Source organism: Microcoleus sp. B6-A1 (assembly GCF_036705085.1).
Classification (GTDB): Bacteria; Cyanobacteriota; Cyanobacteriia; order Cyanobacteriales; family Microcoleaceae; genus Microcoleus.
The window spans coordinates 28399-41323 of the sequence record NZ_JAUBTU010000065.1 but is presented as its reverse complement, the minus strand read 5'-3'; the positions used below and the strand labels follow the sequence as shown (position 1 = coordinate 41323).

The following is a 12925-nucleotide window of genomic DNA, read 5'->3' as shown; positions in this document are numbered from 1 at the left end:
TGATTTTAAATCACCCTAACCTTCCTTCAGTCTTGTCTTATGGTACTCTGGCTGCTTAAAAACTGTCCGGAGTATTGTTAATTCAATTGCACCTTTATTTCTTTGTATCCGTTCCTCCAGCGACAGTTTAGTAATGTCTATTTTCTCAGATGTCTGGGGAGGCTCGGACCATACGGGCTTTACTGTCACCGTTTCCAGAAATAAGCGCATCATCTGAAGTAAATTCGGCCAATATTCTCTGGGAGTTTGCTGAATTACGCGGAGGAATTCCGCGATCGGCTGGCTTAATGGGCGATCGGTTTCTTTGTCTGCAACCGTAGGAGTTTCGGGCGCTGATTCTACTGTCCCTTGGCTTTCGCTGCTTAAAACTTGTTCGGACATAATTACTTTTTTCCTTTCTCTCATTTACTCATATTATAAACAAAGGGCGGGCAATTGCCCGCCCCACTTTTTACTTGCTCAGCACACCATCGGGAATCCCCAAAATATCCTCAATTCGAGGCATATCTTCCAAAGCAATAACTCGTCCTTCATCCTCAAAACCAGCAATTTGATCGAAATTCAAATACCGATACAAATCACCAGCAAAAGGATCGATTCTCTTCGACACAATGTCATTGTATTCTTGGACTGTGGGGATTCGACCTAACAGCGAACAAACGGCAGCCAATTCCGCAGAACCGAGATAAACCTGTGCATCTTTGCCCATGCGGTTGTTAAAGTTACGAGTAGAAGTTGAAAAAACCGTTGTCGCATCTTTAACCCGCGCTTGATTCCCCATACAAAGACTGCAACCAGGCATTTCTGTACGCGCTCCAGCGGCTCCAAAAATGCTGTAATAACCTTCTTCTTTGAGTTGCTGTTCGTCCATCCGAGTTGGCGGACAAATCCACAGGCGAGTTTTCACTTCCCCTGCACCTTCCAACACCTTCGCAGTAGCGCGGTAGTGACCGATATTTGTCATGCAAGAACCGACAAATACTTCGTCAACCCGATCGCCCGCAACCTCACTCAACAACTTAACATTATCCGGGTCATTGGGAGCAGCCACAATTGGCTCTTTAATCTCGTTCAGATCGATTTCGATGATTTCAACGTATTCCGCATCAGCATCCGCCTCCATCAGCACCGGATTAGCCAGCCATTCCTCCATCTTAGCCACCCGGCGCATCATCGTCCGCGCATCTTGATAGCCCCGCGCCACCATGTTTTTCAGCAGCGCGACATTGGAACGAATGTACTCAGAAACAGTCTCCACGCTCAATTTAATCGTGCATCCAGCGCAAGAACGCTCTGCAGTCGCATCGGTCAATTCAAAAGCCTGCTCAACCTTCAAATCGGGCAAACCTTCAATCTCCATAATCCGCCCAGAAAAGACGTTTTTCTTGTTCTGTTTCGCGACGGTTAGCAAACCTTTTTGAATTGCTACATAGGGAATGGCATTCACAACATCCCGCAGCGTTACTCCGGGCTGCAATTCACCCTTAAACCGCACTAAAACCGATTCCGGCATATCCAAAGGCATGACGCCCAAGGCCGCAGCAAATGCCACCAATCCCGAACCCGCAGGAAAGGAAATTCCCAAAGGGAAACGAGTGTGAGAATCGCCGCCGGTTCCCACTGTATCTGGCAATAACATTCGGTTCAGCCAAGAGTGAATAATGCCGTCTCCCGGCCGCAAAGCTATGCCTGCGCGCTCTGCCATGAAATCGGGCAATTCATGGTGAGTTTTGACATCAACTGGTTTTGGATAAGCGGCGGTGTGGCAGAAACTTTGAATTACCAAATCGGCGCTAAATCCCAAACAAGCAAGTTCTTTTAATTCGTCTCGAGTCATCGGCCCGGTGGTATCTTGCGAGCCGACTGTTGTCATGACTGGTTCGCAAGATGTACCGGGACGAACGCCGGACAAACCGCAAGCTTTGCCTACCATTTTTTGTGCTAAAGTAAAGCCTTTTCCCGTATCCACTGGGATTGTAGGACGGGTAAAAATAGTGCTAGGTTCTAGTCCTAAAGCTACGCGGGTTTTGTCGGTTAAAGTTCGTCCAATTAATAGCGGAATTCTGCCACCGGCGCGAACTTCGTCTAGAATTGTATCAGGTTTGAGAGTGAAGGTGGAGATAATTTCTCCGGCTTCGTTGGTGATTTCGCCTTTGTATGGATGGATGGTAATTACCATTCCTGTTTCCATTTGGGAGACATCGCATTCGATCGGCAATGCGCCGGAATCTTCAGCGGTATTGAAGAAGATCGGGGCGATCGCACTTCCTAAAATATAACCGCCACTGCGCTTGTTCGGCACAAACGGAATATCATTGCCAATGTGCCAGAGCACGGAATTAATCGCCGATTTCCGTGACGAACCAGTACCGACAACATCACCAACATAGGCTACGGGATGACCTTTTTGCTTCAAGTCGGCAATGGTTTGCAAAGCTCCTGGCATCTTACTTTCGAGCATCGCCAAAGCGTGTAGGGGAATGTCCGGCCGCGTGGTAGCATGAGGTGCTGGCGACAAGTCGTCAGTATTGGTTTCTCCAGGAACTTTGAAGACTGTAACGGTAATCGCTTCTGGCAAAACAGGACGACCCGTAAACCACTCGGCATCCGCCCAAGAATCGACTACCTGCTTGGCGTAGGGATTGGTATCGGATAAAGTCAGAATATCGTGGAAAGCGTCGAATACTAACAACGTTTTGCTCAGTGCCCGGGCGGCGGTGGCGGGAATAGCAATTTCGGCAGTAGGATTGAGTAAATCGATTAAAGATTGGACGTTGTAACCGCCCATCATTGTCCCCAGCAGGTAAACTGCCCATTTGGGAGCAATTAGGGGGCTGTGGATTTCGCCTTTAGCAATGCCAGTTAGAAAACCAGCTTTGACGTAGGCGGCGCTGTCTACGCCTGGGGGGACGCGATCGCGCAATAATTCTATTAAGGTTTCTTCTTCTTGTGCCGGCGGATTTTTCAGCAGTTCACACAGTTCCGACGTTTGCTGGGCATCTAGTGGCAGGGGTGGAATTCCCTGATGGGCCCGAACGGCTGCGGTACGGCGGTAAGATTCAAGCATTTCTCCTCTCTCCTCGGATAGTATTCGGTGGTTGGCAAGCAGATGACTTTACTTTTTAGATTAGGAGCTTCCGCTGCACATTGGGCAAAGTACCTCGCTATACATAAAAACTTAACGCAACTTTAAAAACAGTAGATTGTCATACCAAAGAGAGGTGTTTTCTCCACCGGGAGTGCAGCATGTCAAACTCCAGCCGAGCAGTTTAGGGGCGTTCAGTTGCATTGTTGTGGTTAAGATTAATGTGTTGTGGGCTACTGTCGATCGTCAAGAGCATCTATCCCTGACAACTAAAGCTAGGGAAGCACTTGTCAATGAGCACTTATGCTCAGAATTTACTCGGATTTTGGCTACAAAACTCAGATCGGCGCGATCGAGGAATCATGCAGAGCCCCATATTTATGCCCACCCACTCCCAAATCGCGAATTTTCTACTCCTAGAAAAGCAGTTTTTTTGAGTAATCTTACTGATTGACAAATTAAGTCTTCAGTTGTTACCAATGCTCTGCATCTGAAATCGTCATTAACCACAAGTTTAAAAAAGTTGTCCTGCTAATGGATCGATTAAACAATGGAAAGTTTTATCCCTGAAAACTCTGAAGACTGTCACGGCTGGGCCTCCAAGCCAGACTTGTACAAAGAGCTCCAAGGAACCAAAGAATTACTGCTGACGATCGGCAACTCGATGCCGATGCCACTGATCGTCAGCAGTCTGGCGGACGGCACAATTCTTTATAGTAACGATTTATGCCGTCAGGCTTTCGGGTTCACAGGATTCAAGTCGATCGACCGCCAAAAAGCCGAAACGCTCTACCACAAACCTGCAGAGCGCCAGGAATTGCTGTTACGGCTCGCCCGCAACGGACTGGTCCGCGAGACAGAAATCCGGCTTAAAAAAGCTGACGGCACGCTGTTTTGGGCAAGTGTATCGATGCGGTATCTGACATTGGTGTCGGGGAAAGCTGTTCTGTCGGTGTTCAGCGACATTACGGATCGGAAGCGAGCGGCGGCCAAGGAGCAGGAATTGCTCACGTCAATCCACTCGCGGGCCCGCCAGCAAGCGGCCGTCGCTTACTTGGGGCAGCAGGCCCTGGCCGAAACAGATTTGTCCGCACTGATGGACAAAGCTGCGGTTTTAATTGCTCAAACCCTGGACGTTGATTATTGCCAGGTGTTAGAACTGTTGCCCTCTGGTCATGCTTTTATGCTGCGAGCGGGGGTTGGCTGGCAGCCCGGTCTCGTCGGCAGCGCTACTGTTGCCGCTTCTGCTCGATCGCAAGCAGGTTACACATTGCTAGTGGGTGAACCGACAATCGTCGAAGATTTGCGGGTGGAAACGCGCTTTAGCGAGTTGCCACTACTGCATAACCACCGGGCTGTCAGCGGCGTTACTGTAATTATTCCCGGCAATCGGGGACTGGGGAGGAACTGGGGACAAGTAGAACCAGCGGACAGTTCATCCTCGCAGGCCTGGGGCATTTTGGGGGTTCATACCAGCCAAGGGCGGGTTTTCAGTCAAGATGACGTTTATTTTGTAGAAGCGATCGCCAACGTGTTAGCTGCGGCGATCGAGCGGATTATATCGCAAGAGCGCTTACAAATGATGGAACGGGCGATCGAAAGTTGCAGCAACGGCATTGCAATCACCGACGCAACCGTTGCAGATAATCCGATTATTTATGTCAATCCCAGTTTTGAGCGGATTACGGGTTATAGCAGAGACGAGTTAATGGGCAAAAATTGCCGATTTTTGCAAGGCACAGACACTGACAGCCCCGCTGCCAAAGAATTGCGAATTGCGATTGAAGAAGGCAGAGAAGCTCAAGTTATATTACGCAACTTTCGGAAAGACGGCACGCCTTTTTGGCACGAATTGTCGATCGCTCCGGTTTACAACTCGCGGCGACACTTAACCCACTTTATTGGAGTACAAACAGACATTACCGACCGCCAGCGTTCGGAAGAAGAGTTATTTTTAAAATCTCAAGCTTTAGCAGCTTTTAGCGCTAATCTCAAACACTTGCACCGGATTACAACTTATCATTATCAAAACTTTGAAGAACTGGTTGACGATTATCTAACAGCCGGCTGTTTGATGTTTGGACTTTCTATGGGCATCATGGCTGAAGTTGACAGCGAAACTTTTATTGTCCAGGCAGCGAAAACTGATTTAGGATACTTCGTGCGAGGCTTAGAATTGAACCTCAGCGATACTTACTGCGCCGCAGTAATTAAGCTCAACAAAACAGTTGCGTATTCTCATATAGGAGCAAATATTGAGATGCGCGAACATCCTGCTTATCTAAGCTGCAAATCAGAATCTTACATCGGAACGCCGATATTTGTCAACAATAAAACTTACGGTACGTTAAGTTTTAGTTCGCCAGAAATAAAGAAAAGAAAGTTCAAGTACGAGGAAATAGAAATTATAGAATTGATGGCTCAAAGTATTGGGAAAATTCTGGCGGTTCACCAAATGGAAATCGAACGCCAGCAAGCTGAAAAAGAGCGATGCGAGTTGATAGTATCTCTCAAAGAAAGTGAAGAACGCTATCGCCGTTTAGTAGAACTATCTCCCGAAGCGATCGCCGTTCACAGTCAAGGGAAAATCGCCTACATCAATGCTGCCGGCGCGAAACTCCTCGGTGCGAGTTCTCCCGAAGCGCTGATTGGCTTTCCCATATTGCATTTCGTCCATCCAAACTATGTGGAAATAGCCACAGAGCGCATTCGGCTAGTCGAGACAGAAAATCAGCCACTCGACCTTGCCGAACAAAAACTAATGCGGCTCGACGGACAAATAATAGACGTTGAAATGGCCGGTATCCCCGCTATTTATCAAGGCTCGACGGCCGGCCAGATTATTATCCGAGATGTCACCGAGCGCAAGCGAGTAGAACGGGAACTGCTGCACGGCGCTTTTCACGATGCGCTGACGGGTTTGCCCAACCGGGTTTTGTTCATCGACAGGCTAGGACAAGCCATCCGCAGATCCAATCAGTCCCCCGATTACAAATTTGGTTTACTTTTCCTAGATTTAGACCGCTTCAAAGTAGTTAATGATTCTTTAGGACACGTTTTAGGAGACAAACTGCTAATCGCCCTCGCCCAGCGACTGCAAACCTGCGTCCGGGTTTCGGATACCGTCGCCAGACTGGGGGGAGACGAATTCACGATCCTGCTAGACCACATTCAGAGCCTCAGCGACGCCACCCTCGCAGCTAAAAAGATACAAAAAGAACTGACGAAGCCGTTTCATCTCGAAGGGCACGAAGTATTTACCACCGCTAGCATTGGCATTGTTTTCAGTCGAGGCGAAGCCACCCCCAGTGGCGAATTAAATTCGTACACTCACCCGGAAGAATTCCTACGCGATGCTGACATCGCTATGTACCGCGCTAAAGCTTTGGGTAAGGCCCGCCACGAAGTGTTTAATTTGGCGATGCACGACCAAACTATGTCGCTGTTGCAGTTAGAAACTGACCTGCGGTTGGCTATTTTGGGCAAGGAGGAATTAGGAGAGAGCAAGAATCAATGTTCGCACTTTATTGTGCACTACCAACCGATTGTTTCGATCGCCAGCGGTGCGCTCGAAGGTTTTGAGGCCTTGGTGCGCTGGCACCACCCGGTTCGGGGTCTAGTTCCGCCGTCTACTTTTATCCCTGTAGCTGAAGAAACAGGTTTGATCGTGCCTCTGGGAGCCTGGGTGTTGCGGGAAGCTTGTCAGCAATTGCGGATTTGGCAAGAAATGTTAACCGAGCAACAGGGAAGAAGTCCAATGGAAGTCGGAACAAGGCCCTTTGACTCGCTTCGGCTGCACTCAGGGCAAGTCGCTCAGCGTAACCAGAAGGAAGAAGGCGCTTCGACTTCGCTCAGGGTAACAACAGAGGAGAGGGCAACGGGCAATTTAGGGGATTTAACTGATGTAACAGATACAGGGCATGAGGAACACGGAACTTTTACTGAGCGTAGCCCCAGTATTGGTCACAGGGAAGAAAGAATCGGTAAAAAATTACCAATTCCCAGTTACCAATTCCCGATTACCGATTTCCACTCCTCTATTACCAATTCCCAATTCCCAATTACCAACTCTTCGGCTACGTTCAGTACAACTTCCCAGCTACCAATTGCGAATTTTAAATTACCCATTATTGATCCTTCGCAATTAACAATGAGCGTCAATCTCTCTCCTAAACAGTTAGGTATGCCGAATTTAATCGAGGAAATCGATGAAATTTTAGCAGAAACTGGCTGCGATCCGAGCTGTTTAAAATTGGAGATTACTGAAAGTGCGATCGTAGAAAATGTGAAAAAAGCCAATATTGTGCTAGCCGAATTAAAAGGTAGGAATATTCGATTGTCGATAGACGATTTCGGTACTGGCTATTCGTCTTTAAGTTACTTGCACCGTTTTCCGCTGGATACACTGAAGATCGATCGATCTTTTGTGAGCCGCTTGGGGGCTGTCGAAAATGGTGACGACGGGGGTCAGCCTTTGCAGATTGTGCGGGCGATCGTAACTTTGGCTCACAATTTGGGATTGAATGCGATCGCCGAAGGTGTAGAGACAGGCGAACAGTTAGCACAGCTTCGAGAATTAGACTGCGAATTAGCTCAGGGATATTGGTTTTCTAAACCTTTGGACAGTTCTGCCGTGACCGAAATCCTGATAAATCTCGGTAATATAGAAATTAGGGACTGATTGAGCTACAGATTGGTAAATAGTGCCTCACCCTGTGAAGACATTTTTGCTACAAACTCCTAATCTCAAAACTGATGCACCAGGGAATAAATGGTGCATCAAAATTAGATTTTAGGTGATGATATCAAATCTGTTAGGATCGGAATTATTCATCTGCGTGAATCCGCGTCCATCCATTGTCATCTGCGGTTAATACATTCTCTTTTTTTAACCGCAGATGAGGGCAGATTAACAGATATTCACGCAGATAAATGAGTTCAATTCCGGTTGTACCGTCCGTGATTGTTGAGTATTGATATCGTTTCCGGTTGCATCGGAATGATTTAACCGCAGAGGGCGCAGAGAACGCAGAGGGAGAGAATACAGCAATTGCCAATTGCCAATTATAACTTACCAATTCCCTATGAACAATTAGCTTTGAGGGGAATCTCGATCGCCAATTCTGTACCCTGTCCCGGCGAAGAAGTGCATTTCAGCGACCCGTTGTGTCTGTCTGTAACAATTTGATAGCTAATTGACAAGCCCATCCCAGTGCCTTTACCCACAGGTTTAGTGGTAAAAAACGGGTCAAAAAGCCGAGTGCCGACAGTCTCCGGTATTCCCGGCCCGTTGTCAGCAATCCGAATGATTACTTTGCCCGCTGGCGATATTTCAGTGCGGATGCGGATGTTGCTGGGCTGTTCCCGCATTTCCTCAGCAGAACGGCGCTGATCCCGTTCTTCCAAAGCATCCAAAGCATTGCTCAAGATGTTCATAAATACTTGATTTAATTGTCCGGCATAACATTCTACTAAGGGGAGTTGAGCGTATTCTTTAATTACCTGAATTTCTGGATGGTTGTGTTTAGCTTTGAGCCGATGCTGCAAAATCATCAGGGTGCTATCTATGCCCTCGTGGATGTTGACGGCTTTCATTTCCGCTTCGTCCATGCGGGAAAATGTGCGGAGAGAAGCAACAATTTGTTGAATTCTGTCTGCACCGACTTTCATTGAAGAAAGCAACTTTGGCAGGTCTTCCATCAGAAAGTCGAGTTCAATATTGTCTACTTCTTCTTGGATTTCCTGGACTGGATCGGGATAGTGGTTTTGGTAAAGTTCGATCAGGTGTAGCAAGTCTTGGGTATAGTCGTTGGCGTGGGTGAGGTTGCCGTAAATAAAGTTAACTGGGTTGTTGATTTCGTGGGCGACTCCTGCCACAAGTTGACCGAGACTCGACATTTTTTCATTTTGAATTAACTGCGATTGAGTGCTGGTTAATTTCTGTAATGTTTGTTCTAATTCGAGAGCTTTATTGCGAGTTTGGGCGTAAAGATCGGCTTGGTTGAGAGCGATCGCCAATTGAACTGTAATCGCTTGCAACAATTCTACTTCGCTGTCGCTCCAGGGTCGTACAGAACAGCAGGAGCAGCAGCTAACTGCACTTATTACCCCAGAAAGTGCCTGCATGGGAATGATTAATACAGATTGGTAGCCCATCGATCGAACGATTTGTTTCCAAACAGGATCTGCGACTGTTTCGACATCATCCACCCGCAGCATTTCCATCTGCAATACTTTTTCTCCCACAGGACCGAAGTCGGAAGCTTGATAGCTACCTGTTAAATCGGGAAGTTCCCGAAGGCGAGATTCTTTAATAATTTCCCAGAAAGGCTCCTCTCCGTCGTCGCGATACCAGGCAAAATTGCAACGATCGATCTGCAGGAAAGCGCGAATTTCCTTAACTGCGACTGTAACGATGCTGTCGAAATCGAGGGAATTGCGGATTTGAGTCGTGAGGTTGTTGAGCAATTTTTCTCGATCTGCCTGCTGTCTGAGTCTGGCTTCCGATCGCCTCAAGGCAATTTCTCCCCGCTTGCGATTGGTAATGTCTTCGGTGACAGCTAATAGATATTGCGGTTTGCCATCAGCATCGAGTATTGCTGTTTTCTTGGTGTGAAATATCCGCGTTTCTCCTTGGCTTGTTTCAATCTCTTCTTCGGCGATTTCTACAATTTGCCCGCTATTGAGCACTTCCCGGTCTTTGGTGGTGAAAAAATCAGCTTGTTCTGTTGGGAAAAAGTCGTAATCATTTTTGCCGATTACTTCTGCTGCACTGAAACCGAGTAACTGTTCAGCTACTGGGTTCCACAGTACAAATCGCAGTTCTTGGGCATCCTTGGCAACCACTCCTACGGGTATGGTTTTGAGTACGGACTCCATAAACTGTTGCGCGTGTTGGAGTTCTGCTTCTGCCTGTTTGCGATCGCTAATATCTCGGACGTTGGCAATGACGGTGAGATTGCCGTTGAGATGAATTCTGGACAGGGCAACTTCTGCATCAAAGGTTGAACCGTCGTTGGGACGCCTCGCTTTCCATTCCACGCGGGGTGTTTCGCCTGCTAATACTCTTTCCCAAAGTTCTTCAATTTGTTCAATGGGATTGTCGGCGCTTGAATAGTCGTTTTTAATTGATAAATTTTTTGCTTGTTCCTGGCTCACTCCGTACATTTCTAACATTCGATTATTGACATCGAGAATGTTGCCTTCTAAATCGTGAATGAAGATAGCATCGTAGACATTGTTAAAGATGGTTCGCAGGTTTTGCTCGGAAACTTGCAGCGCTGCTTCTGCAAGTTTTCGATCGCCAATTTCTTGTTCTAATTGCGTGACTGCTTGGGAAAGTTCGGCCGTGCGATCGCTCACTCTGTCTTCTAACTCGACTGCTGCTTGCCGCAGTGCTGCTTCGGCGGCTTTGCGATCGGTAATGTCGATCGCCGTACCGAACAGTTTTACCACCTTGCCGTTGACATCGGTTTCGGCTCTGCCCACGGCGTTCACGTGTCGCAAGATGCCGTCGGGACGGTAAAGGCGAAAGTCAAAATCAAAAGGGATGCCTGTTGCGAGTCCCTGCTGCACTTGAGTTTGCCACAATTCCAAATCTTCTGGATGAATCAGAGCTACCTGTTCGGCTATGTTGGGCGCGATGGGGGCTGGTTCGAGTCCGAAGATGCGGAAAAGTTCTTCCGACCAAGTGAGGGTTTCGGTGGCTGCGTCGAGTTCCCAATTGCCGACGTGGGCGAGTCTCTGGGCTTCTTCTAGCTGCCGCTGGCTTTTGCGGATGGCGGTTTCGGCAACTTTGCGATCGGTAATGTCGAGCGCGACGCCAGAAAATACGATTTCGCCGTTCTCGTTGCGGGTGGGCATGGAGTCGCCCTGCCACCAGCGAATCTCACCGTCGGGCTTGACTAACCGCCCTTCGTAGTGCCAGGGAGAGAGATTTTCTACCGCTTCGTTGACGGAAGCGATGTAGCTTTCCAAGTCTTCGGGGTGGACGCGGGAAATGAATGTATTCATGTCTCGCATCATTTCTGCTGCTGTGATGCCGGCGATATCGAAGATGCGATCGCTCATGTAGTCAACTCTCCACACTCCCTGCCTGCTGCAAAATTGGAACAGAGATCCGGGGATGGTGGCTGCGATCGTCCGGAACCTAGCTTCGCTGGCACTGAGTGCTGCAAAAGTCTGGCGCAGTTCTGCCGTGCGTGCTTCTACTCTGCGCTCTAGTTCTGCGTTGGCGTGTTGCAAGGCTGCTTCTGCTCGCTTGCGATCGGTAATGTCGGTGGCTGTACCGGTGGTGCCGAGGCAGTTTCCGGTTTCGTCGTAGAGGGCGATGGCGTTAAACATCAAATGTTTCATGCTACCGTCTTTGGCGATTTGGGTGGTTTCGTACTGGAAAATTGATTCTCCGGCCAACAGGCGGGCGAAAACTTCTAAATCTTTCTGGCTTTGTTCTGGTGTCACAAAGTCGGAGAACGGCCTACCGATCATTTCTTCTGGTTCGTAACCGTAGATGTACTTAACTGCTGGATTGACGAAGGTGTAGCGCCCGATCGCATCGACCGACCAAATCATGTCTTGGGAGGTTTCTACCAGGCTGCGGTATTTGGTTTCGCTGGCTTTGACGGCTTCTTCTGTTTTTTTGCGTTCCGTCATGTCGCGGGAGACGCCGACAGTCATGACGATTTGGCCGTCTGCCTTGCGGATTGGTGTTTTGACTGTACTAAACATTCGCACTTCTTGATCGTGCCGCGTGATCGGTTCTTCGGAAATTTCTAGAGTCTGTCCGGTTTCAAGTACGAAGGCGTCATCTTTAATGTACTGGAGAGTATGGTCGGTATCGGCGAAAGGTGCGTCTACGATGTCTTGAAGTTCCTCTTCAGTCATGCCGTAATAATCGCGGAATGCTTTATTAGCCCAGACGATTTTCGATTGGGGGCCTTTGACTAATACCATATCGGCGATCGAATCGAGAATTTGGTGATATTTTTGCTCGCTGTCGCGGAGTTTCTGCTGTGCCGCTTCGATTTGTGCTATTTGCCTCTGGGTTTGCAAGTGCAGTTCGGCTTGGTAGATGGCAACTGCTAAATGGTCGCCTACTTGTCTGGCAAATTCGATTTCGTCTTCTTGCCAATCGCGGGGATTGCCGCAGGAGTGAATGCACAGCAATCCCCACAAATGTTTCCCTTGCAGCAGCGGTACGACTAAGTTGGCTCGGATTTGAAACCGCTTGAGGATTTTGAGGTGGCAAGGGCTCAACCGGGCTTTGTAGATGTCCGTGACTGCTTGAACGTATCCTTTGGTGTATTTGGCTGCAAATTGTTCGCCGAAGCAGTAGTCGCGGACTCTGGTTCCCAAAGATGGGCTGTATTGGGGCAGTACGTCTTCGGACACTACTTCGCCCTCGTTCAATTGGGATTCGGGAAAGAAGCGGTAGACGGCGACTCGATCAGCATTTAGGAGTTGCCGAACTTCGGTGGCTGTGATTTTGAATATTGTTTCTAAGTCTAGGGATTCACGAATTTTGCGAATAACTCCCATCAGCGCTTGCAGCTTTTTGAACCAGGTTTGAGACTGCGTTTGTCTTTCTAGGTGAGCTAGTTTCTCGCGCAGGTTGCAGACTTCGTAATACAGGTATTCATGAAACATAATGCTTTTTCTTTAGTTATTTTGCGGTTTGTTATCGAGGTTGATGGCATCTCAATAGCGCTCTGCAAGTTGAGCCTGGTAACTCAAAAAGGCAAAGAACATATTCTCCTCCTTCTGCTAGCACTTAGCAGCTACTCTCACTGCATTTCCGTATTTTTTCGAGATTTGGAGGTCTATCGACCATCTTAGCTCCCG

Annotated in this window: 4 protein-coding genes; 1 reads left to right on the top strand and 3 read right to left on the bottom strand. The window is 48.2% G+C overall.

The window, feature by feature from the left end:
• Window positions 1–15: 15 nt before the first annotated feature.
• The gene (locus QUB11_RS21800; RefSeq protein WP_333391736.1) at window positions 16–381 is read right to left on the bottom strand and encodes a hypothetical protein; all 366 of its coding nucleotides are present in this window, start codon (window positions 379–381) and stop codon (window positions 16–18) included.
• Window positions 382–451: 70 nt separating this feature from the next.
• Window positions 452–3067 carry a bifunctional aconitate hydratase 2/2-methylisocitrate dehydratase gene (acnB, locus tag QUB11_RS21795; RefSeq protein ID WP_333391734.1) on the bottom strand — a complete coding sequence of 872 codons (2616 nt, stop codon included), beginning with the start codon at window positions 3065–3067 and terminating at the stop codon, window positions 452–454.
• A gap of 568 nt (window positions 3068–3635) precedes the next feature.
• On the opposite strand from acnB, the gene QUB11_RS21790 reads away from it, so the two are divergent.
• Complete coding sequence (locus QUB11_RS21790; RefSeq protein WP_333391732.1) at window positions 3636–7766, top strand: EAL domain-containing protein; 4131 nt, start codon at window positions 3636–3638, stop codon at window positions 7764–7766.
• Between the two features lie 401 nt (window positions 7767–8167).
• On the opposite strand, the gene QUB11_RS21785 is transcribed toward QUB11_RS21790, so the two are convergent.
• A complete protein-coding gene (locus QUB11_RS21785) occupies window positions 8168–12730 on the bottom strand; it encodes a PAS domain S-box protein (RefSeq protein WP_333391730.1) in 4563 nt (1520 codons plus the stop codon).
• Between the last annotated feature and the right edge of the window lie 195 nt (window positions 12731–12925).

Coding starts and splice junctions, on each gene's coding strand:
- QUB11_RS21800 (WP_333391736.1), bottom strand. CDS start 381: ATGTCCGAACAAGTTTTAAGCAGCGAAAGCCAAGGGACAGTAGAATCA.
- acnB (WP_333391734.1), bottom strand. CDS start 3,067: ATGCTTGAATCTTACCGCCGTACCGCAGCCGTTCGGGCCCATCAGGGA.
- QUB11_RS21790 (WP_333391732.1), top strand. CDS start 3,636: ATGGAAAGTTTTATCCCTGAAAACTCTGAAGACTGTCACGGCTGGGCC.
- QUB11_RS21785 (WP_333391730.1), bottom strand. CDS start 12,730: ATGTTTCATGAATACCTGTATTACGAAGTCTGCAACCTGCGCGAGAAA.